22 protein-coding genes are annotated in these 22,570 nt (G+C 45.9%); 10 read left to right on the forward strand and 12 right to left on the reverse strand.

Annotated elements, in window-relative coordinates:
- Positions 1-46: 46 nt before the first annotated feature.
- From ACLHR0_RS07570 to ACLHR0_RS07585, 4 genes are all read left to right on the forward strand, one after another.
- The gene (locus ACLHR0_RS07570; RefSeq protein ID WP_370908889.1) at positions 47-643 is read left to right on the forward strand and encodes a NifU family protein; all 597 of its coding nucleotides are present in this window, start codon (positions 47-49) and stop codon (positions 641-643) included.
- Positions 644-765: 122 nt separating this feature from the next.
- Complete coding sequence (locus ACLHR0_RS07575; protein WP_436485667.1) at positions 766-2,463, forward strand: PNGase F N-terminal domain-containing protein; 1,698 nt, start codon at positions 766-768, stop codon at positions 2,461-2,463.
- A 70-nt stretch (positions 2,464-2,533) separates the two neighbouring features.
- Entirely contained in the window at positions 2,534-3,157 is a 624-nt protein-coding gene (gene pnuC, locus ACLHR0_RS07580; RefSeq protein ID WP_436485669.1) for a nicotinamide riboside transporter PnuC, read from the forward strand.
- The gene (locus ACLHR0_RS07585; RefSeq protein WP_436485671.1) at positions 3,154-3,678 is read left to right on the forward strand and encodes an AAA family ATPase; all 525 of its coding nucleotides are present in this window, start codon (positions 3,154-3,156) and stop codon (positions 3,676-3,678) included. Before pnuC ends, ACLHR0_RS07585 begins: the two co-directional genes overlap by 4 nt.
- On the opposite strand, the gene mtgA is transcribed toward ACLHR0_RS07585, so the two are convergent.
- Positions 3,679-4,395, reverse strand: a complete 717-nt coding sequence (gene mtgA, locus ACLHR0_RS07590; RefSeq protein WP_429043183.1) for a monofunctional biosynthetic peptidoglycan transglycosylase — start codon at positions 4,393-4,395, stop codon at positions 3,679-3,681.
- Between the two features lie 75 nt (positions 4,396-4,470).
- Between mtgA and ACLHR0_RS07595 the strand changes: the two genes are divergently transcribed.
- Both ACLHR0_RS07595 and ACLHR0_RS07600 read left to right on the forward strand, forming a co-directional pair.
- Positions 4,471-5,088 (forward strand): L-threonylcarbamoyladenylate synthase, encoded by a 618-nt coding sequence (locus ACLHR0_RS07595; RefSeq protein ID WP_370908894.1) that lies wholly within the window; start codon positions 4,471-4,473, stop codon positions 5,086-5,088.
- Positions 5,089-5,091: 3 nt separating this feature from the next.
- The gene (locus ACLHR0_RS07600; protein WP_436485674.1) at positions 5,092-5,457 is read left to right on the forward strand and encodes a hypothetical protein; all 366 of its coding nucleotides are present in this window, start codon (positions 5,092-5,094) and stop codon (positions 5,455-5,457) included.
- Between the two features lie 276 nt (positions 5,458-5,733).
- Here the strand turns inward: ACLHR0_RS07600 and ACLHR0_RS07605 are convergent, their stop codons facing one another.
- The 3 genes from ACLHR0_RS07605 to polA form a co-directional block, all read right to left on the reverse strand.
- Positions 5,734-6,879, reverse strand: a complete 1,146-nt coding sequence (locus tag ACLHR0_RS07605) for an aminopeptidase C (protein ID WP_429043189.1) — start codon at positions 6,877-6,879, stop codon at positions 5,734-5,736.
- Between the two features lie 127 nt (positions 6,880-7,006).
- The gene (locus ACLHR0_RS07610) at positions 7,007-7,531 is read right to left on the reverse strand and encodes a GNAT family N-acetyltransferase (RefSeq protein WP_370908897.1); all 525 of its coding nucleotides are present in this window, start codon (positions 7,529-7,531) and stop codon (positions 7,007-7,009) included.
- 146 nt (positions 7,532-7,677) lie between these two features.
- Positions 7,678-10,491, reverse strand: a complete 2,814-nt coding sequence (polA, locus tag ACLHR0_RS07615) for a DNA polymerase I (RefSeq protein WP_429043192.1) — start codon at positions 10,489-10,491, stop codon at positions 7,678-7,680.
- A 99-nt stretch (positions 10,492-10,590) separates the two neighbouring features.
- On the opposite strand from polA, the gene ACLHR0_RS07620 reads away from it, so the two are divergent.
- Positions 10,591-10,920 (forward strand): arsenate reductase family protein, encoded by a 330-nt coding sequence (locus ACLHR0_RS07620; protein ID WP_370908899.1) that lies wholly within the window; start codon positions 10,591-10,593, stop codon positions 10,918-10,920.
- Between the two features lie 70 nt (positions 10,921-10,990).
- On the opposite strand, the gene ACLHR0_RS07625 is transcribed toward ACLHR0_RS07620, so the two are convergent.
- Positions 10,991-12,085 carry a glycosyltransferase gene (locus ACLHR0_RS07625; RefSeq protein ID WP_436485677.1) on the reverse strand — a complete coding sequence of 365 codons (1,095 nt, stop codon included), beginning with the start codon at positions 12,083-12,085 and terminating at the stop codon, positions 10,991-10,993.
- 365 nt (positions 12,086-12,450) lie between these two features.
- Here ACLHR0_RS07625 and ACLHR0_RS07630 point away from each other — a divergent pair, with 365 nt between their 5' ends.
- Positions 12,451-12,699 (forward strand): hypothetical protein, encoded by a 249-nt coding sequence (locus ACLHR0_RS07630; RefSeq protein ID WP_079471515.1) that lies wholly within the window; start codon positions 12,451-12,453, stop codon positions 12,697-12,699.
- A 119-nt stretch (positions 12,700-12,818) separates the two neighbouring features.
- Positions 12,819-13,958 carry a formimidoylglutamase gene (locus ACLHR0_RS07635; protein ID WP_429043200.1) on the forward strand — a complete coding sequence of 380 codons (1,140 nt, stop codon included), beginning with the start codon at positions 12,819-12,821 and terminating at the stop codon, positions 13,956-13,958.
- A 45-nt stretch (positions 13,959-14,003) separates the two neighbouring features.
- Here the strand turns inward: ACLHR0_RS07635 and ACLHR0_RS07640 are convergent, their stop codons facing one another.
- The 7 genes from ACLHR0_RS07640 to ACLHR0_RS07670 all read right to left on the reverse strand — a co-directional run bounded on the left by ACLHR0_RS07640 (position 14,004) and on the right by ACLHR0_RS07670 (position 20,588).
- Positions 14,004-14,405 (reverse strand): lysozyme inhibitor LprI family protein, encoded by a 402-nt coding sequence (locus tag ACLHR0_RS07640; RefSeq protein ID WP_429043203.1) that lies wholly within the window; start codon positions 14,403-14,405, stop codon positions 14,004-14,006.
- Positions 14,406-14,486: 81 nt separating this feature from the next.
- Entirely contained in the window at positions 14,487-14,888 is a 402-nt protein-coding gene (locus tag ACLHR0_RS07645) for a lysozyme inhibitor LprI family protein (RefSeq protein ID WP_429043205.1), read from the reverse strand.
- Between the two features lies 1 nt (position 14,889).
- Complete coding sequence (locus ACLHR0_RS07650; RefSeq protein WP_429043207.1) at positions 14,890-15,696, reverse strand: class I SAM-dependent methyltransferase; 807 nt, start codon at positions 15,694-15,696, stop codon at positions 14,890-14,892.
- Positions 15,697-15,822: 126 nt separating this feature from the next.
- The gene (locus ACLHR0_RS07655) at positions 15,823-17,103 is read right to left on the reverse strand and encodes a M16 family metallopeptidase (RefSeq protein ID WP_370908905.1); all 1,281 of its coding nucleotides are present in this window, start codon (positions 17,101-17,103) and stop codon (positions 15,823-15,825) included.
- Positions 17,104-17,146: 43 nt separating this feature from the next.
- Positions 17,147-18,385: a M16 family metallopeptidase gene (locus tag ACLHR0_RS07660; RefSeq protein ID WP_429043211.1), complete on the reverse strand. Its 1,239-nt coding sequence runs from the start codon at positions 18,383-18,385 to the stop codon at positions 17,147-17,149.
- 69 nt (positions 18,386-18,454) lie between these two features.
- Positions 18,455-19,372 (reverse strand): aspartyl protease family protein, encoded by a 918-nt coding sequence (locus ACLHR0_RS07665; RefSeq protein WP_436485683.1) that lies wholly within the window; start codon positions 19,370-19,372, stop codon positions 18,455-18,457.
- Positions 19,373-19,385: 13 nt separating this feature from the next.
- Positions 19,386-20,588 (reverse strand): aspartyl protease family protein, encoded by a 1,203-nt coding sequence (locus tag ACLHR0_RS07670; protein WP_429043215.1) that lies wholly within the window; start codon positions 20,586-20,588, stop codon positions 19,386-19,388.
- Positions 20,589-20,751: 163 nt separating this feature from the next.
- Here ACLHR0_RS07670 and mqnC point away from each other — a divergent pair, with 163 nt between their 5' ends.
- Positions 20,752-21,876, forward strand: coding sequence for a cyclic dehypoxanthinyl futalosine synthase (gene mqnC / locus ACLHR0_RS07675; protein ID WP_436485686.1), 1,125 nt, complete (start codon positions 20,752-20,754; stop codon positions 21,874-21,876).
- Positions 21,877-22,570 lie beyond the last annotated feature (694 nt).

A 22,570-nucleotide genomic window follows, 5' to 3' on the forward strand; every position in this document is an offset into this window, starting at 1 on the left:
AATCTGCCTGAAAAATGCTACCTTTGCATAAGTAAATTAGGATAAAATGATTAAAACAGGAAATCCAATCATCAGCATATATACGGAGATGACGCCAAACCCGGAAACCATGAAGTTTGTGGCAAACAAGCTTCTGTACCCTGGCAAAAGCATTGATTTCCCGGATGAAGCCAGTGCCAAACCGTCTCCTTTAGCCATAGAGCTGTTTAGCTTCCCTTTCATCAGGGGCGTATTTATTATGGCTAACTTTATTACGCTTACAAAAACCAGCGAAACTGACTGGAACGATATAATTCCTACTGTTAAGGCCTTCCTGAAAGAATACCTGGAAGACTCCCGTCCTGTTATCAACGAAGATGAGGTGATTATTACCAAATCTACCGCGAGCAATGAAGTGAGTGCAGACGATACAGATGTGGTAAAACGGATTAAGGAATTACTTGAAAACTATGTGAAACCTGCGGTTGAAATGGATGGCGGCGCCATTCAGTTCAAGGACTATGAAAATGGTACGGTTACACTGATGTTGCAAGGTTCCTGCTCAGGCTGCCCCTCCTCCATGATTACGCTGAAAGCCGGCATTGAAGGCATGATGAAGCGTATGATCCCTGAAGTGAAGGAAGTTGTGGCAGAAGCAGAATAAGCCATAGTTGAGTGAATGATAGTGTTAAACGAAAGCACAGTCTTTATGGCTGTGCTTTTTTTTGGCGTTTAACCGGGAAATAAATGCCAGCTACTCCTATACAACACAAGCAAACAGCTACAATGAGAAAATTACTACTGATCGTTACCGGCATCGCCCTCGCCCTGCAACCGGTACAGGCGCAAAAAAAGAAGAACGTGGACAGCGCATCGGCTGTTATTACCTATGGTTTCAGCAGCAATGGGAAAGCCATCCCCGGCAACGAACAGCAATTGATGATTGATCATCACCGTGCACACATTGTTAGCGGTAGCAGGAAACAAAAAGAAGAGCAGTTCCTGGAATTGCAGGAGCAGGCTACCCTGCAGGTGTTAAGTCTTCCCAACGGGGAAGTATATACGTTAAAAAAAGCCTTTTCTGAATATACCACCCCGGAGTTACTGCCGGATACCGCTACTATCCTCGGATATGTATGTAAAAAGGCAAAGCTGCTTATCCGTTCCAATACCATAGAAGTATGGTATACCAATGATCTCCCGCTGAAAGGCACTCCCAATCTTACTATTGCGCCCGGCCTGGGCCTGGTGCTTAAAACGGTACGTAACGGCAACAGCGAAACGGTTGCAAAGAAAATTACCTGGCGTAAAATAACGGCTGAAGAACTGGCCTGGCCATCCAATACCGGTACCCTAGTAAACGATGCCGCGTATACACGGCAGGTAATAGACAGCCGCTATACCACCCTCCCCGTGTTTAACCAGGAACAGATCAGCTGGGGCAATAATTCGCCTAACCCTCCCGGTGAGCAACTGAACCAAACCTATCATTTCGCGGGCGGCACCGTGATCCTTAAAAAAGTAAGCCTGCCGGCAGTGAAGAAGGGCCAGACATTATTTGCGGAACTCACGCAATACTCCAACGGGGATGCGTACGACAGAACCGGTTCCGTATTTATGATCCCCGCAGATAAAGCCATCTCTTTCCTGGATGGTTTGCAAAAGGGCGTTGGGACGTTACCGTTATTTACGGCTAAAAACGGCAAGCAATACCAGGGCATGGTGGCCACTGATAATTATTTGCCGGCACTGGAAGTATTGCGCTTTTTTACGCCATTCGGCGTACGGCAGTTTAACAACCAGGTAAAGATTGCCGGTTACAACTGGGCGGACTCTGTGATTTACAAACAAGACATCACTGAGCTGCACAGCCGCCTTCAGGGCGATGTGTGGCTGGGCGTATATATTGGCAATTACGATAAAGGCGGGCATAAAGTAAGTCTTAGTCTTAAATACTACCCAGGCGATCCGGAAGATGAAAACCGGCCGTCAGCCAACTGGATATACCCGGTTTTCAATACCACCAACCTGATGGAAATGGCCGGGCAGGAGTATGCTACCCTGTTTGATAAAGACTCCCTGAAAGTAACCGTGACCATTCCGGAAGGGGTTAAAAATATTCAGTTAAGGTTCCTGACTACCGGCCATGGTGGCTGGGGCGGAGGCGATGAGTTTAATCCTAAACAGAATGAAATTTTTGTAGATGGGAAACGGGTGTATCATTTTATTCCGTGGCGCACAGATTGTGCGACCTATCGTTTATCTAACCCGGCATCCGGCAACTTTGGCAACGGGCTTTCCTCCTCTGATCTAAGCCGTTCCAACTGGTGCCCGGGCACGCTTACTTCACCGGTATTCATTTCGCTGCCAGATATCACTCCCGGACAGCATACCATACAGGTGGCTATTCCGCAGGGAAAGCCGGAAGGGACCAGCCAGAGCTTCTGGAACGTATCCGGTACACTGATCGGAGATAAAAAATAATTTTTCCGGGATGCAGTATCTGCTGCATCCCGGATGCCATAATCCGGAATTATTTATCCACTTTCGCACTATGAACGATTTATACCAGGGCATATTAGAAGGTCTTCACCAGATGACCTGGCTGGAAGCAGTAGCTGTTTTTTTTGCTGTCTTGTCGGTCATCTTTCAAAAAAATAATAACATACTGGTATACCCTACCGGCATCGTGAGCACGGGTATTTATACCTATCTCCTGTCGAGAGAGCATTTCAAGCTATATGCTGATGCCGCGCTGAACGCGTATTACCTGGTGATGAGCGTATACGGCTGGATCTATTGGGCAAGGAAAGGCCCGGAGGAGCCGGCAACGCCGGTAATGCGCAGTACCAGTAAAGAATTGACCACCGCCGTTTTCATTGCACTGGCCGGCTGGGGAATTTTCTATTTCCTGCTAAGCCGCTTTTCCGATTCCAATGTGCCGGTGATGGATGCCTTTGTATCCGCTACTGCCTGCGCGGGTATGTGGTTGCTGGCCAGGCGGAAACTGGAAAACTGGATATTCCTCAATATTTCCAACCTGGTAGCCATCCCGCTGTTAATATATAAGCATTTGTATCTTACTGCCGGGTTAACCGTCTTTTTATTTACCATTGCCATATTCGGGTATCTTAGCTGGAGAAAAGAAGTGTTGCAAAGAGAAATGTCTCATAAATGAAGAAAGTAGTTGTTATAGGACCTGAATCTACCGGGAAGAGCACCCTCAGCGAAAAGCTGGCGGCACATTTTAATACCGTATGGACGCCGGAATATGCGCGTGAGTATCTTGATCAACTCCAACGGCCGTACGAAGAATCCGATCTGCTGGAAATTGCCGCCGGCCAGATAGCGCTGGAGCAGCATATGGCCCGGCAGGCCAATGGGGTGTTGATCTGTGACACAGACCTGTATGTAATTAAGGTATGGAGCGAACATAAATACGGCCGCTGTGATCCGCGGATTTTACAGCAAATTGCCCGCCAGCAGTGCGATTTGTATCTGCTCACCTATGTTGATTTGCCGTGGGAAGAAGATCCGCAGCGGGAATATCCCGACCCGGAAATGCGCCATTATTTTTATGACATTTACCGGGAAATCGTCAGTAATTCCGGTGTTGAATGGAAAGATATCAGGGGTACTTATGAAGAGCGGGAAGCCCTGGCAATAGCTGCCGTGCAGCAGTTACTGAACCGGCCCTGATTATTTTCTGCCGGTAACCAACTCCATAATATCAGGGTCCGGCGAGAGGTTACGCATTTGCACCAGTATCTTACGCTGCCGGTAAGCCGTGATCCGCGCAGGCGGATTAATGGTATATTTAAGCGGGTTAGGTAAACAGGCGGCAATCATAGCGGCTTCCTCCCTGTTAAGGCTCGCGGCGCTTTTTTGATAGTTGGCCTGGGCGGCCGCTTCCACCCCAAACACGCCCTCTCCCATTTCTGCCACATTCAGGTACACTTCAAGGATACGCTGCTTACCCCAAATTTTTTCAATCATGAAAGTGAAGTATACTTCCAGCCCTTTGCGGAACCAGCTGCGTCCCTGCCAGAGGAAAACATTTTTTGCTACCTGCTGACTGATCGTGCTGGCGCCTTTGATTTTTTTGCTTTGCTGGTTGTGCTTCATCGCCTTTTCGATGGATTTGAAGTCGAAACCATTATGATCTGTAAAAAGCTGGTCCTCGCTGGCTATCACGGCCAGTTTGGCGTGTTGTGATATTTCATCGTAATTCACCCAGGATTTCTGAAGTTTTTTATCTGTTCCCCAAAGGCTGAACCAGCTGGAGATTTCTGTAATGGTAATAGGCGGGTTCACCCATTTCAGCAAGAGGATGTATAAAAATTGTGCAACAATTAAAACCAGTACTACTCTCTTCAGTCTCCTCCACGTTCTGGGAACAATGCCTTTTAAATTCATTGCGTAGGTTTAGAAAAATCGGGACGAAAGGTAGGCTAAAAACCTGAAAGTGAAACACAATCGTTAACTTTATATATGCTATTAAACGTACACCCGGATAACCCGAATCCCCGTCATTTAAAAACGATTATTGAATGTTTAAAAGACGGGGGAATTATTATTTATCCAACTGATACGGTTTATGGTTTAGGCTGTGATATTACCCAACACAAGGCCATAGAACGTATTGCGAGGATTAAACAGATAGATCCGAAAAAAGCAAACTTTTCATTTATCTGTTACGACCTGAGTCATTTGTCGGACTACGCGAAAAGTGTGGATACGCCCATTTTCCGTATGCTGAAAAAGGCATTGCCTGGTCCGTACACCTTTATTTTGCCTGCCAGCCGCATGGTGCCCAAATTATTAAAAACGAAGAAAGACACCGTGGGTATCAGGGTACCGGACAATAATATTTGCCGCACTATTGTAAAAGAACTTGGCAATCCCATTATGAGTACTACGTTGCCGATAGAAGATTACGTAGAAGAATATACGGACCCGGAGATCATTTATGAGAAATTCGGTAACCAGGTAGATATTGTAATAGACGGAGGACCCGGCGGTATGGGTTTTTCTACTGTTGTGGATTGTACCGGTGCAGAACCGGTGTTGGTCCGTGAAGGCATTGGCAGTTTTGAAGAAATATCCTGATATATGCAGCGATGGTGGATAAGTGTGGTTTGTTTATTCCCCGGCATGATAGCCGGGGCGCAAACGCTTACGTTGAAACCCGCAGCCCCGGTGTTGTCGGTGGCAGTGAAGCCACTGCCGTTTACGTTGTGTGATACTACCGGATTCCTGTTAAAACCGGCAACACTGCTTTCCGCTTCCACCCGGAAATTCCCCACTCCTGTTCCTGTAACTGCCCCGGTTTACCGCCTTGCAGCCGATGAATATTACCAGCAGCACTTTGGTTTTTTTTGTAAGAAAGAGTGGGTTTGGCAAAAACAAACAGGCGTGCCGCTCAAGTTCCGTTTAGGAAGCTATTCTTACGCCCAGCAACAGGAAGGAAAACGTTAATTTCTTTTACTGTATTTGTTTTGGAAGATAATAATTGACGAAGTCAATAATTATTAGTTGACCATGGCAAATATTTTTTAAAAAGATAAATATGATTAGCCAGGATAAAAAGGGCCACTAAACGGCCGATTCTGATAAATATTTTGGGGAGATAAAAGCGAATATATCCGCTTATATCTCCCCCAATCTTTTAAAATCAAAACTGATCAAATCAAGACAATCAGTATAATCAATCTAATCCTGCTCCAAGACAATTTAAAATCGCCGGAGGCGATCCTATTTAATCCCCAGTTTCTTTGCAACATCTGCTGGTAACGCTTTTTTGTTTACCATGTAGCAGGTGGTTTTATAGGCAAAGTAAGGCTCAGAAGCGTAGAAATATCCCTGACCCGGATTATCGGTACCCCAGGAGTTTTTCACGCGGAAGTATTTGTTTCCGTTCTGATCTTTTACCAGGCCTACAATATGCATACCGTGATCATCCTGTGTTTCGAAGTTATCGAAAGCCTGTTGGCGTACTTCAGGGGTGATTGTTTTTTCTTTGCCTGGTTCCAGGAAAGCATTTTTTCTTTCTTCGGCGGTCATATCCGTCCAGTCTTTTTCAGGAACGATAGCCAGTCCGTCTTTAAAATTGAATCCTTTTTCGCTTACATCAGCAGCCCATGCAATGGAATAGCCGTTCATGATAGCATTTTCAGCGATGGCGGTAAAGTCATTCAGGTTTACGTTATATACTTTTTCCCAGTTCCAGTTATCCGGTACTTCCAGTACAAACTGTGAATTGTACGGGTGGTGTGTGAAGGAAGAAATCAGTACGTAATCATCGGCGTTCAGGCCCAGTTCTTTTGCGAAGGTCTGCGGCGTATAGGTTTTACCGTTATACTGGAATTTTTCCGGAGCGTCGCCCATATAGGCATTCAACACGCCATCGAAAGCTTTTGACCAGTCGGGGTTGATAGTGCCCTGTGCATTGCCTATTTTATTCACCATACCTTCCAGGAGGCTTTCCATTTCAGCGTGGTTGTACATTTTACCTTTATTGCCATCGTAGGCTGTTTGTGGCACCAGTCCATATTCACGTAGGCAGAGCAGATCATCCGGGAAACCGCCGCCTTCACCGAAGTTGGCTTTTCCATGCATGCGTACATAGTTAGCGGCTTTCAGCGGATACATTTTGCGTACCACGTACATTTCACTGAGGTTCAGTCCTTTATTTTTACCGGTGCGAAGTATTTCTGATTCAAAGAAAGACAGGCCGGAAAAAGACCAGCAGGTGCCGGTACGGCCCTGGTTTTGCACATCACCTGCGTCGAGGTTCTTTAAAACGGTAAACTGATAGTGGCTTCCCTCTGTGTTGGTACTGCTTTGTGCATATGCGCCTACGCTGCAAAGCATGGCTGCACACATTATCCATTTCTTCATGAGTATATCAATGATTGGTTTAAAACAAAGGACCAAAAATAAGGGAAAGCGGGTATTTGACAGACGAAAAGATGGATGAACGGGGCTTGCTACAGCTACTTTTAAAGATTGTTCACGTGAATTACAGTTATTTCTCCTGGTAATGATTGCGGGTGATTTCCCATTCCCAGAGATCTTCTCCTTCTTTATTTTTAAATGTACCTACAAATCGCATCCCCGCTTTTTGTAATATTTTAACGGAGGCGTTATATTCTTCTTCAGTGTGGGCAATGACCCGGTGAACATAAGAATGTCCGAAGGCAAAGCGGATAAGGCCTTCAGCCATTTCAGTGCCCAATCCTTTTTCCCGGTAGGCGGCTGTTATTTCATACCCCATTTCCACAAGCCCATCTTCATTGGGCTTGCCTTTGAAGCCGCCGGCGCCAATCAGCCGTTTATCGGCGCGGTGAATCACCAGGTAAAAGAACCAGCCAAGCATGGCGGGGTCGTTGCGTAATTTATCATACGCCACCAGAACCATTTCGGGATACTCCGTCCAACCTTCCGGAACAGAAATGCCAAGCAGGTCGGCCAGGTGATCGTTGCCCTGTAATAGCAATTCGAAATGCTCCAGTGAGCACGGCAACAATTGTAGTCGAGGTGTTTGGATCATGTTTGAAAACTAGTAAACTGTTTTGGGAAATACAATAGCGGCTTTTAGCATTTAATTCATTAGCTTTTAGCATTTAACAATCCCGCCGGGGAAATATTCCCGCGAATCAGATGTTACCTGCTAAAAGCTAATTGCCACAGCCGAATTTAGTGCGCCTCCAGCCAGTTATTGCCGGTGCCCATTTCCGCTTCAACCGGAACCGACAGCGGTAAGGCGTTACGCATAAGATCTAATATAAGGGGTTTAATAATCTCCAGTTCAGAACGGTGCGCATCAAAAACCAATTCATCATGTACCTGCAACAGCATGCGGGACTTGAGGTTTCGTTCTTTGAATGCTTTATGTATAGCGATCATCGCCAGTTTAATCATATCTGCAGCAGTACCCTGGATAGGCATGTTAATGGCGTTCCTTTCGGCAAAGCCACGTACCACCGCGTTAGAGGAGTTGATGTCCTTTAACCAGCGTTTGCGTCCCAGCAGGGTTTGAACATAACCATTTTCTGACGCAAATTTTATCTGGTCATCCATATATTTTTTGATAGATGGATACTGTGCAAAATAGTTATCAATCAGCATTTTGGCCTCACTGCGCGGAATGCCCAGGTTTTCTGACAGGCCAAAGGCGCTTACGCCATAGATGATGCCGAAGTTTACGCTTTTAGAATTGCGGCGCATATCGGACGTAACTTCTTCCAGGGGAACGTTATACACTTTTGCTGCCGTAGCCGCGTGGATGTCTATTCCCTGCTGAAACGCGGCCATCATTTCTTTGTCTTCGCTGATGGCGGCAATAATGCGTAGCTCAATCTGCGAATAATCGGCAGAGAGCAACACAAATTCCTCGTTGCGCGGAATGAAGGCTTTCCTTATTTCGCGACCCCTGTCTGTACGAATTGGGATGTTCTGGAGGTTGGGGTTATTGGAGCTTAAACGGCCGGTTACTGCCACTGCCTGGTTATAGGAGGTGTGTATCCGGTTGGTGCGCCTATTCAGCAATAACGGCAACGAATCTACGTAAGTGGATTTCAGTTTGCTAAGCTCCCTGAAAATAAGGATGTCCTCTACTATTTTATGTTTGCTGGAAAGCTTTTGCAGTACATCTTCACCGGTGGCATACTGGCCGGTACGTGTTTTCTTTGCTTTCGGGTCCAGTTGTAATTTTTCAAACAACACTTCTCCCAATTGCTTGGGCGACGCCAGTTTGAAACGAACGCCTGCCTGTTCGTACACACTTTCTTCTGCCCGTTTGATTTCTATTTCCAGCTCCTTTGAATAGTCTGCCAGCGCGGTGGTATCGAGGGCAATGCCTTCGTACTCCATGTCGGCAAGAACTTTCACGAGTGGGTTTTCAATATCGTAGAATACTTTGTCCACAGCCTTTTCGGGCAACAGCGGCGCAAATCTTTCTTTCAGCTGCAATGTTATGTCGGCATCTTCCGCAGCATATTCTTTGATCTTTTCTATTTCCACATCCCGCATGCTGCCCTGTCCTTTTCCTTTTTTGCCAATCAAGGATTCTATGGAAACCGGCTCATACTGAAGGTATTGCGCGCTCAGCACATCCATGCTCCTGCGGCCTTCCGGCTCAATCAGGTAGTGGGCCAGCATGGTGTCAAACAGGGTGGTGGTAATTTCCATGCCGTACCATTTCAGGATCAGCATATCATACTTGATATTCTGCCCGATGAGTACAATGGAGGGGTGCTGGAACAGCGGTGTAAATTCATGAATGATGGCACGGGCAGCAGTGTTGTCTGCCGGCATGGGAATGTAATACGCCGAACCTTTTTTAAAGGAAAAGCTCATACCTACAATTTCCGCATCATTGGCGTCGGTGCCGGTTGTTTCGGTATCAAAAGACACTTCTGACTGTTGCAGTAATTGCTGCAGCAGGGCCGTTCTTTTTTCCAGGGTATCAATTACCTCGTATTCATGCGGGGTGTTGTGAATATTTTTATCTGCCAGCAGGATGTTGCCGGTTTCCACTGTTTCTGTGGTGACGGTTACTTCTTCTGTAACAACAGTGCCGAAGAGATCTGTTTGTACCACCCGCGCTTTAGCTTCCACACTGGCGCTGCCGGCAAAACCATCTCCCAGTATTCTTTTACCAAGTGTTTTAAATTCCAGCTCCATGAAAATGTCGGTGAGCTTTCCTTTATCGCAATCTTTGATACAGAAATCTTCTTCATGGAAGGTAACCGGAACATTTGTGATGATAGTCGCCAGTTCTTTGGACAGCAGGGCATTTTCACGACCGGCTTTGATTTTCTCTCCCATTTTACCGCCAATGGTATCGGCGTTATCCAGCACATTTTCAAGGGTGTGATATTGTGCCAGTAATTTCATCGCTGTTTTTTCACCGATGCCTGCAATGCCGGGGATATTATCCACTGCATCACCCATAAGGCCGAGGATATCAATCACCTGGTGTACATCTTTGATCTGCCATTTTTCACACACTTCCTTGGGCCCCATGATTTCTTCCTTGTTGCCCATGTATGGTGGCTTGTAGATAAAGATATTATCACGGACCAGTTGCCCGTAATCTTTATCCGGGGTTACCATATAAACGGTGTAGCCTGCATCTGCGGCCTGCCATGCGAGTGTACCTATTACGTCGTCCGCTTCATAGCCATCCAGCTCTACTACAGGAATATTGAAGCCTTCAATGATCCGCTTGATATCCGGTAATGCATCCAGCAGGTCTTCCGGGGCATCTTCCCGGTTGGCTTTATAGTCAGTATAAGTGGTGTGACGCTCGGTAGGCGCGTGCGTGTCAAACGCAACGGCTATGTGAGTAGGCTTTTCTTTATTAATGAGGTCCAGTAAAGTAGTGGTAAAACCAAACTGCGCATTGGTATTTCGACCCGCACTGGTGATGCGGGGATTCCTGATCAGGGCGTAATAAGCCCTGTAAATCAGTGCCATGGCGTCCAGTAAAAATAATTTCTTTTCCATTGCTAAACCTACAAGATTTAATTTGAATCTGCAAAATTAAGATAGTACTACCATATACGGTGAGGATGTAACTTTACAAATAAAAAAAATCAAAAAAGAATGAATAAAATTTATCATTTGTCGACCTGCGGAACCTGTAAGAAAATCCTGGAAGAAACGAAGGCAAAGGAGCGCGGATTTATTTTGCAGGACATCAAGAAAGATAAGATCACGCCGGCGCAGCTGGATGAAATGAAGGCGCTTTCCGGCAGTTATGAATCTTTATTCAGCCGCAGATCGCAGCAGTACAGGCCGATGGGACTGCATGAAAAGAATTTAACGGAAGATGATTACCGCAGCCTGATATTACAGGAGTATTCTTTTCTGAAACGCCCGGTGGCTATTACCGGCGGAAAGATCTATACCGGTGCGGAGGTGAAAAATATTTAGCAGGAGAACATTTTACGGATACTGAAGAAAAAAGGGACGGCTGAATTCAGCCATCCCTTTTTTAATAATCTCAGAGGGATTGTACGAACTGTTGTACGACCTGTTTGTACTGGTTCATATCCTGTTCATGATGAAAAGACCGGAAGGGGAAGCGGGCTGCTTCGTCCAGTGCCGTTTTCAGGTGAAAACGTTCCTGCGGAAGCGAATAGAAGTACCCTTTCTCCATCAGGTATTCACCCAGGTATACCTGCTCTGATTGTCCGGGTGTAGGGATAAGAATTGCTTTTTTATTCAATTTGGCCAGATCCATGAGGGTGGTATACCCGGAGCGGCTTAATACCATATCTGATGCCAGCATGGCATCGTTTAATTCGCTGGCGTTGAGGTGATTAATTTGTGTAACACCGGGGGCCACCTGTTCATGTTGCGGGATGCCGGGTTTTCCACTTACGATCAGTGCGGTGATGGACAAGGATTTGATCTGGTCCAGGATCAGTTTTTCCAGGTTGGTGCGTTGTGGCTCCGGCCCGGAGATCAGCACCAGCAGATCGTACTTCTTTTCCACGCCCGGTTTTTGCTCAAACCGGCTAAGACAACCGATATAAGTGGTATGCGCAGGTAATTGGCCGGGATGCGCCAGTTCGCCGGAGAGATTGTTACTGCCGGGATAATCGGGAATCCAGCAGGCGCTGTATTTGTTAATGAAACGATAATTTATTTTTTGCAGGGTCCGCTCTATCCAATCGCCAAAAGGTGTTTTAATCAGCAGTTGGTGGGTAATGAAAACAGTGGGGATATTTTTGTGATATAAACCGAAACGGTTGTCTGAAATAACTGCATTGATTTGATACTCAGCGACTATCTTCTTCAGCCATCGTTGTTCATAGTTTACCGCACGGAAAATTTTAGGTATTTGCTGAATGATTTTCAGTCCAAAAAACTGTCCTTTTTGTGCATATTGGATACGGTAGCCGGGGAGCGGAAGTATGGTCAGTTGCGGGAATTCCTGCTGTAGCAGGGCAGCGTGTTTGCCTTCAGCCGCAATAAAAACCTGGCAACCTGCGTTTAGCATTTCACGGATGAGCGGAATATCCCGGGTGGCGTGTCCAAGGCCCCAATCCAGGGGAACGATTAAAATTTTTCGGGACGAAATAATTGTGGACAAATATTTTAAAATTTTTTACGAATTTAGCTTAAATTACAAAAGGGCATTGTTAAGAAAAGGTAAACACTTCAGGAAGGTATTCAAAAATAGCCAGTATATAATTAGCAGTATGAAAAGTATAAAATGGATCGTAGTCTTTTTTCTTTGCGGATGCCTGGTGATGGAAGGGTGTAAAGTTTTTAAGAAAAACGATTGCGGTTGTCCTACCATGAATAAAAAAAGAATGCACTAATACGACGATCTGTTTGATAGCAACGACGACTTTGACAACGACTGACAACTAAACAATTTTTGCCTTATCTTTTTGAACTATCCTTTGATACCTGGCCAAACAATATTTCGGGGAACAGTCAAATTTTTTATTCATGAAACCTGTAGATAGAGATTTATTAATCCTGCTACATGAAGATAGGTACACGGAACAGCAGATTCAATCTGCGGTGAGACAAATCAGCGAAATGCTTTCGTTGATTGAGACGATGGATTATCTCTGTGCAGTTATGGAAGTTATGGATTGTAACAAAAGCCGGATTACCAGCAAACGAACCGTGCTGGAAAAAGCAATTTCACGTAAGTCGCATAAGCCTTTCGAATTTATTATTCACAAGAACTAGTAGCCTTACCTCTACAAATTCCCGTTATAGTAGCTTTGACCCGCTGCCCTTATCTGCCTGGTTTTGCTTTTTTTTAAATTCTTGTTGTACGTTTGCCATCAAATAAACGCAATTTACTGATGGCAGATTTTTCGCATCTGCAGGATTTCCTACATCCTGTTTCAAAGGCATTTTTAAACGATGACCAGGAATACGATCCATTCCAGGTGGGCGGTGTAATTGACGCATACGAAGATGACCATCATCCGGATATAGACGCAGCAGATATTATTCTGCTGGGTGTAGGAGAAGAAAGAGGCAGTGCATCCGGCAAAACGGATACACACGGTCCTGATGCCATCCGCCGCGAATTTTTCCGCTTGTACAACTGGCACCGCGATATTAAACTCGCAGATGTTGGCAATTTGTTGCCAGGTGCATTTCTTGCCGACGCATATGCAGCCATGAAAACTGTTGTTGCAGAATTATTAGCCGCCAATAAAACCGTGATCATCCTGGGCGGTTCACACGATCTTACCTACCCGCAATATAAGGCCTATGCGGCGCAGCAATTAATTATTGAAGCCACTGTTGCTGATGCGCTGATAGACCTGAAAGAAGACTCCAGTATCCGCAGCGAACGCTTTTTAATGGACATACTCACGGAGCAACCCAACTACCTGCGTCACTACAATCATATCGGTTTCCAGAGTTATTTTGTACATCCGCGGATGTTAGAAACACTGGATAAACTTCGCTTCGACTGCTACCGTCTTGGCCGCATCCGTGAAAACATGGAAGAAGCGGAACCGGTACTGCGCCATTCAGACCTGTTCAGTCTTGATATCAATATCATCCGGCACACCGATGCACCGGCTAACCAGCTTTCACCAAATGGATTCAGCGGTGAAGAAGCCTGTTCCCTGGCCAGATACGCCGGCATGAGCAGCCGCCTCTCCTCTTTTGGTATTTACGGCTACCGCCCCGAAAAAGATAAAGAACACCTCACCGCCCGGCAAATTTCCCAGATGATGTGGTACTTTATGGACGGACGCGCCGTGAAAAATAAAGAAGCCCTGCTGGACGACCGCGATGCTTTCTGGGAATTTCATATAGCCTTTTCCGATATAGAAACAGTTTTTCTGAAGAGCAAGAAAACAGGCCGCTGGTGGATGCAGCTCCCCGACCGGGAATTTGTGCCGTGTGCGTATAACGACTACCTGATGGCCAGCAACAATGAAATGCCGGAACGCTGGTTGCGTCACCAGGAAAGACTCTGACCGTTGTTTTCTCCGTACAGGAATGTTCCCTGTACGGAGAAAACACTAAATATTGAGAAGGGTAGTTAATCTCTCTTTGATGAAAGCTGCTTTATGATCGGTAGAAATCATTTCATCATCCAATCCTTCCATCGTGCGTTTATGCATCTTTTCTACCCGCTCATCTATCTTCCTAAAATATTCTTCTTTCTTTGTTTCCCACGCCAGCTGTTCTACCTGGAGCTTTTGCTGCCGCCCGGTATTCAGGCTGGAATAGAGATGCCGGAGGGTGGTATTCAGTAAACTATCCAGTTGTTTATAGTAGGTAACAGCACAGTTGTACATGTTGTGGCTGTTGCCAAGGCATTGCTGGTAGCGGTTTTCAAGTGTGTCCAGCGCTGTTTGTTGTGATTGGGAATACGCTTTCGTGCACAGGAATACCGCGAGAAGGATGATCAGGTTTCGCATAGGGACTGTGTGATCATCAAATATACAAATTATATTTAATAATATACTAGTATCAGTAATCCTTCTCAACCAGAGGGCTTATTAATTGCCCAGTTTATCACCGATAGAGCCGGTACAGATATCTCCCTGTGGCAGCCCGTTCAGCCAGACTCTCAGGGATTCGGTACGCTGATTCGTCAGTTCGGTGAGGTAACCGGCGCGGCACATGGGAAATGCGCTGCCATAGCTTTTGGCTGCAGCGGGGTACATTGCCTGTACCTGCGCATCGCGGAATTGTATCCAGAGCCGCTGCGCGTCTTTCAGGTTTTTAATGAATGCTTTGTTGGCGGCATAGTCTTTCAGGATCAGCTGGTAAATATCATTCAGCTTCTTGTCGGCCTCCTTATATTCCTGGCCGGCTTGTTTATTCATTTCTGACTGTGACTGTGAAAAGGCGGCCATGCTGCCTGTAATCAATAAAAGAAAAAGAATAAGAGATTTCATGTTATAAAGGTTTGAAGAATTTAAAAGCATATACCATTGGCAGTTTTTCTTCCATTCCCCGGATATAGAAACGGCCATCTTTTTCAATTGTGTTACTGAAACAGTTATAGGGAGAATAATCAAATTCCTGGAATACCTGCAACTGCAATCCCTGCGCGGTTAATGCCGTAACTATTTCACTCAGCGGATGGTTCCAGGAATAGGAAGTATGCCGGATGCCGCTGCCGCCATCGGTATAAGTTCCGGTTGTTTCTTCCACAATGGTTTGGGTGTTAAAATAGCTGTAGATGATCTCTTTAATGTTGTCGTCAAACATCCATATAACAGGATGAAAATCCGCCATCACGAATGATCCGCCGGGCTTCAGAAAATGATTTACTACAGCGGCCCATTTGTCGAGGTCTGGCAGCCAGCCAATAGTACCGTAAGAGGTGAATACGATGTCGAAAGCGCCTTCCAGGTGATGGGGCGTGCTATAAAGGTCGCAGCAAATGAAGCGGGCTTTTTTCTCCAATCCGGATTTAATGGCGAGTTCGTTTGCCAAAGTAATGGCTGCATCGGAAAGGTCCACTCCTGTTACCGTGGCGCCCATCCTGGCAAGAGATAAGGTATCTTGTCCGAAGTGGCATTGCAGATGAAGGATCTCCTTTTCCTGTACCGTTTCAAGTAACCGCAATTCTATCTCTTTCAGTGAATTTTTTCCACCGAGGAAGCCGGGCAGGTCATAAAAATCAGACTTAACGTGAACGCCCGTACGTTTATTCCAGAGCTCTTTGTTTGTTGAAAGATAATCAGGCAATGGGTCCATGACCATAGTATTTAAAGGGTACCTTAAAAGTTCTTTGATTCCCGGTGGAAGGGATAATACAGGTTATCCAAAAATAAAAGGTTTCCGTTAATGGAAACCTTTTATTTTTTAGCGGGATATTTCTTTTTAAATCACTACCAGCTCATAAAAATCGCCTGGCGTGAAATATTGTTTTGCCAGCTGCTGCAATTCTTCCGCGGTAATGGTTTTAATAGTTTTGATGTTATTATAGAAGTAATTCTCGTCCAGGTCGTTCAGGATGAGGTTTTTCCAGCGTTGGATCAGCTGGAAAGCGCCATCCAGGTCGCCGAGGATGGATCCGATCATATAGTTGCGAACGAGGTCCAATTCCTCTTTGGGCACCGGTTCGTTCTGCAGGCGGAGCAGTTCCTTGTAAATTTCATCGATGGTAGCTTCGCAAACATCGCGGCCGGCCTCTGTTTGAATATTCAGGGCACTGGTTTGACGGAAGTTATACAACTGTGAATAAATGCCGTAGGTATACCCTTTTTCTTCCCGGATGTTGCTCATCAGGCGGGAACCAAAGTAGCCGCCAAAGATGGTGTTTAACACCAGCATCTTCGGGAAATCGGGATGGTAACGGTTCGGGAAATGACGGGCCACACGCACGGCGCCCTGTACCCCATTTTCGTCATTAAAGATCCTGAATTTTTTCTCTTCTGCCGGCTGTATTGGCAGATCGAGTTTAACCAGGTGAGTATCCCCGTTCCATTGGGTGGTGCCAAAATATTGGTTCAGCAACGGGATCATGTTGGCGGGCAGGTTACCAGCCACAAAGATCTTGCAGTTGTTGTAAGTATAATGCTTTTTATAGAACGCCTGCAGTCCTTCAGATTGCAATGCATCATATGCCATCATGGAGCTTACGCGGCCATATGGATGGAATTCCCCGAACAGGTATTTATCAATGAAACGGTTGCCTACAAAATCGCATTTCAGCAGGTTTACTGCCAGCTTTTGTTTCTGGTTCTGCTTATACAGGTTCAGTTCTTCTTCCGGGAATATTGGGTCCAGGATCACTTCCTGCAGCATGGGCAGCAGTACTTCCGTGTGCTTGGTGAGGCAGTGAAGCGTATAGGTTGCATTTTCATGGTATGCATTACGGTTCAGGTAAGCGCCGTGATAGTCGATGTTTTCATTGATTTGTTGCGACGTATGTTTGCTGGTACCATTTTTCATGAGAAAGTTGGTAGCTGTAGCTTCCAGGCTTTCGCTTTCGTACCAGCTGCCTGCAGGAAATACCAGCTCCAGCTGTAATGTTTCCTGTTCGTCAGATTTCATTACGTATACCGGGATGCCATTGTCCAGGGTGAACTGTTCATATGGCTTCAGTTTTATATCGAAATCCACCGCATCTTTAATGGGAGGGGCAATCGTTCTGTTCATCGTGTCTTATTTAAAGGGTGAGGGCCGAAAACAAGCCACTGCACTAATTTGCAGCGTAATAGTAAATGGTATTTGAATTCTTCTCATCAAAAAGCAGTTTCGCTTCCTCATGTATTTCTGCTGCGGTTACCACTTCATAATTTTCAAATTCGTGGTTCATCAGTGCGGCATCGCCCAGCAGTTCGTAAAATGCCAGGTTATTGGCACGGTTGAGTAAGCTCATGTCTTCAAAGGCCAGCAAGCTTTCCACGCGGTTTTTTACTTTTTGCAGTTCTCTTTCTGAGATGACTTCCTGTTGCAGTTTTTCCAATTCCTGCTGAATAGCTTTTTCTGCATCTTTCATTTTTACTCCTTTTACCAGTTTACCTTCTATGGTTAGTAAGCCGGCATCGAGGCTGCCAAAATGATAGCATTCAATATTGCTGAATAGCTTTTTTTCTTTTACCAGTACCTGGTTCAGGCGGGAGGAGCTGCCACCACCAAGGATGTCGGAGATGAGATCCGCTGCATAGTAACGTTTGTCGGTGCGGGCGTACATGTGGTAGCATTTATACAGTGCATCCAGTGGTACATTGGCTTTTACTTCCAGTTTATGTGCTGCTGTTTGCGCAGGTTCAACCGGCAGGTTGCGATAATACTTTTCGCCGGAAGGGATATCACCGAACCATTTTTCCGCGAGCGCTTTCACCTGCTCCACGGTAACGTTGCCGCCTACAGAGAGGATTGCGTTTACCGGGCGGTAGTACTTAAAGAAAAATGCTTTTACATCTTCCAGTTTAGCATTCTCAATATGTGATAATTCTTTACCGATGGTCATCCAGCGATAGGGATGAGTAGTGTACGACAGCTCGCGCATTTTATGCCATACATCTCCATAAGGTTTATTGATATAATGTTCTTTAAACTCTTCCGATACAACTTTGCGTTGCACATCCAGGCTTTTTTCATCAAAGGCCAGGGAGAGCATGCGGTCACTTTCCAGCCAGAAACCGGTTTCAATATTTTCTGCCGGAAGCTGAATGTAGTAGTTGGTCAGATCGCTGGTGGTGTACGCGTTATTTTCGCCACCGGCCATTTGTAACGGCTCATCGTACGAGGGAATATTGATGGACCCACCAAACATCAGGTGTTCAAACAGGTGGGCGAAGCCCGTTTGTGCCGGATTTTCATCTCTCGCTCCCACATCATACAGCACATTTATTACCGCCATCGGCGTCGTATGGTCTTCGTGAACAATTACCCTCAGTCCGTTTGCCAGCGTAAACTTATTATAATGGATCATATCTTTTTATTGGTCAATACGGTAAAAATAGGGAATTACGGTAAGCTTTCAGCTCAAAGCGGCAAAAAGCTACTCCAGGTACAGTTCCTTCTTGTCGTAATTAATGGTAAGCGTGTAGTCTTTCCAGATATCATAACCAATAGAGCCGGCTACTTCTGTAAATACGCCGAGGTCGTCTATATCCTTGCTGTAGCTCACCGGCACATTGGGGATACTGCGGCCGCCCATTTCCAGTGAGGGCACCGAACTATTGATATAGTACAATACCTTCAACATATCCTGTACGCGGTCTGTATTGATGGTGGGGAGCAGGGTATTGAGTTTGTATTTATCTACATAGGGCCAGTTAAAAAGGATGCCGTAGTCGCCGCCGGTGGTGATGTGATAGTGGCCGGGTAACCGGCGACCATCGGGCAGCTGGATGGAGGCGTCAATAACCGGGGTGCTGAAATTAAGCTGAAAATGCAGCAGCCTGCCGGTATTGCCGGTGGGGGTTTTGCCGGCCTTGTACAGTACGAGTTGTTTGGCCCGGTAGTCTATTTTAACGATGTATAGCTTTAGCAAAGCGATTCCTATGATGCCGTCCACCGGCCCCAGGGTACTGAGGTTTTCCAGGTATACTTTCACATAAGGTAACCGGAGTTCTTTGAGATAAAGGGCATTTAGTGTAGCCAGTTCTGTTTTGGCCATCGCATTGTTGGTGCCGGTTAAAAAGGCATTGCCGGCATTTCTTAGCTGTAGTTTAGCGGCAGTAGCGAGATTCATTACCGTTACTTCTGCTCCGCTGTCGAAAATAAAATGCAGGGTATCCGTACTACCGGAAACGGTAACAGGAATGATCAACTGGCGGTTTACCAGTTCAAAGGGAATGACGGCTACCGGTTTGCTGTTATCTGTTGCTGCTACTGACGAGCCTCTGCGCTGGGCATGGGCAGGCATTAGGGCATAGCTGAATACGATGGTTACTGTCAATAAAAAGCGCCACATGACACAAATAACGTCAAAGAATACTTTTTATTGGCAATTTTTTAATGAGGAGTTCTTTATCCCGGCTCACCAGGCAGGTAGCGCGTGTGCCGATGTTTTTCAGTAATTCGCGGAACAGCTGAAGATTTGGGCCCAGGTTATTATTGATGCCCATGATAATATCGCCTGTCCGGAAGCCGGCTTTTTCCGCAGGTGATCCCTTGATAATATCGGTTACTTCTACCTTTCCGTCGATCAGGTAGATGATCAAACCGGTGTAAGAATAGTCGAACATATCACGGAAATGCGTGTTGGGCAGCATGTATATTTCCTTTTTGCTGTAGTTGAGGGTGATATTGAAACGGCGAAGCAAATCGTTCCCTATCATTCCGCCAAGAAAAGGATAAGCGGTAACGTTGCTTTTATCGTCAAACACATAAGTGGGCACATTCCGGAAACTATAGTTGCCGATACGGAATTCATTTACCGTGGTGAGCGACATGGTCATCTTCCCTCCCAGGCCCTGTGCTTCTGTTTGTATGATCTTTTTGGTGCGGCGTTTTTTGCCTTGTAATACGCTGCTGTCGTTTACAAACTGGGATGACAGCAACAGGCACATACCGGCGCCGGTGTCGAAATAATAGCGGTTGGTGATAGTGCGCACAGCGTTCTTCAGCGGAGCAGATATCAACGGGATCTGCGTGAGAGAAGGACGTAGCAGTTGACCTCCCCGGGGATAAGTATATTTTCCTTTGGAATAAATAATAATTTCTTCTGTATCGTAGTCTATTGTAACAATATACCGGCTCAGTAAGCTATACCCGATGATGCCATCTACCTGTATACCGTACACCTGGCTGATCAGTTCATAATCGTTGATGTGGAAATCAAGGCTGTCTACCTTTAATCCCGGGAGTTTCAGTGAGTGACGCCGTGCAAAGGATACCGGTTTGGAACTGCCCAGCCCTTTTATGATCCGGTCGGAAGGTTCCATGCTTATTCCCAGCCTGAGGCAGGTGGTGGTATCAAGTGAAATGCCTGCGCTGCCGGTGTCGAGAATGAACTGAAGCGTGTCCGGATAATTGCTGACCAGTGCCTGGATGACTACTACTCCCCCGTAATATTGTTTGAAGTGGAAGCGCGTGAGCAGCATGGCTTCGCGAGTACTATCGTTTTCAGGCGTGGCATTTCCGGCTTGGGTGCTCATCGATATACCGGCGGCTGCCAGAAGCAGCATAACGTGTAACAGAATTGGTCTAAGCATACTTGGTTGATGCAGGGGATGTGTATACCTATAAATTTAACATTAAATAGTGTTCGTATAAAATATTTTTATTACAGGCGGTTAATTGCCTAAATACTACCTTTGTCAAAGTTATTCAGGGTTAGAAATATAGCACATGGAACTTCAGGATTTATACAAAAAGGCGCAGAACTTTGAGTTTCTGACAGCAGCAGAGGGCGTTTACCTGTTTGAAAATGCTCCGCTGGCAGAATTGATGGAAATAGCCAACGAGTTACGCAAGCAACAGGTTCCGCATGGAAAGGTAACCTGGCAGATCGACAGGAACGTAAATACCACCAATGTATGCACGGCCAACTGCAAGTTTTGTAACTTTTACCGCATTCCCGGCCATAAAGAGGCCTATATTACGCCAATTGAAGAGTACAAAAGGAAGATCGAGGAAACCCTTAAGTATGGCGGCGATCAGCTGCTGTTACAAGGCGGGCACCACCCGGAACTGGGTCTCAGCTTCTACGTAAATCTCTTCAGGGAACTAAAACAATTATATCCTGCATTAAAATTACATACCCTCGGGCCCCCCGAAGTTGCACATATCACCAAACTGGAAAAAAGCACCCATATAGAGGTGCTCCGTGCCCTGCAGGAAGCGGGTATGGACAGTCTTCCCGGCGCCGGTGCTGAAATACTGAACGACCGCGTACGCCGCCTTATCTCCAAAGGAAAGTGCGGTGCACAGGAGTGGTTGGATGTAATGCGTGCGGCACACAAGCTGAACATTGCCTCTTCGGCAACCATGATGTTTGGTCACGTGGAAACCGTGCTGGAACGTTTTGAGCACCTGGTGGATATCCGGCAGGTACAAAGCGAAAAGCCGGAAGGACACTATGGCTTTACCGCGTTTATTCCCTGGACTTTCCAGGATGTGGATACCCTGCTGGCAAGGATCCGTGGCGTACACAACATGACTACCTCGGAAGAATATATCCGCATGATCGCCATGAGCCGCATCATGCTGCCGAATATTAAAAATATCCAGGCATCCTGGTTAACCGTAGGTAAACAGGTGGCGCAACTTTGCCTGCACGCCGGCGCCAACGATTTTGGCTCTATCATGATCGAGGAAAACGTGGTAAGCGCTGCCGGCGCCCCGCATCGCTTTACCTACCTGTCTATGCAGGAGGCGATCCGCGAAGCTGGTTTTGAACCGCAGTTACGCACGCAACTGTACAAATTCAGAGAGCTGCCTGCTGCTATCGAAGAGCAGGTGATCAACTACTAATGCAGCGGAGGTTGTCTTACTCAGGATTACGCTGATTAGCTTTTGGAGATTTGGGGAGAATTTAGCGGAGGTTGTCTTACTCAGGATTACGCTGATTTTATGATTAGATTTTTGGGATTGGGGAGATTGGTGGGGATAACAGGGTTGGATGAAGATTGCTTAAAGATGGACGGTAAAATGCTTTGTGTATACTTTGTATATGCTTAGTACATGCTTAATACATGCAGTTAACACGGAGGTGATGCGGAGGTGACGTGGACTTGATGCCAGGATCGCTTACCACAGGGCTTTACAGGCGAAATTTTTTCGGGCGTTATATGGAATACTACCCTATTAAGAGAAACGGTGCGCTGATATACCGGTGAAAGTGAGTGAACGACATTCAGTAAATCTTTGCTGTAAATACCGCTCAGCTTTTTTAAATTATTTAAGGAATATTGATGGAGAAGGCCGTTTAAATTTACTGAATTTTCCGAAAATCCTGTAAAAAGCTAAAAATATACCAATATTCCATAGAAAATGCCGGATACCAAATTAAAATCCGGCCAGTGCCTTCATCTTCCAAAATCCTTCTAAAATCAAAATAGTATCAGCAAAATCAGCGTAATCAGTGTCCAAGACAACCTCCTCTCCCATCTCCGCAAATCCCAAAATCTAATCATAAAATCAGTGTAATCCTGAGTAAGACAACCTA

This window comes from Chitinophaga sp. ARDCPP14, from assembly GCF_051362515.1.
Classification (GTDB): Bacteria; Bacteroidota; Bacteroidia; order Chitinophagales; family Chitinophagaceae; genus Chitinophaga.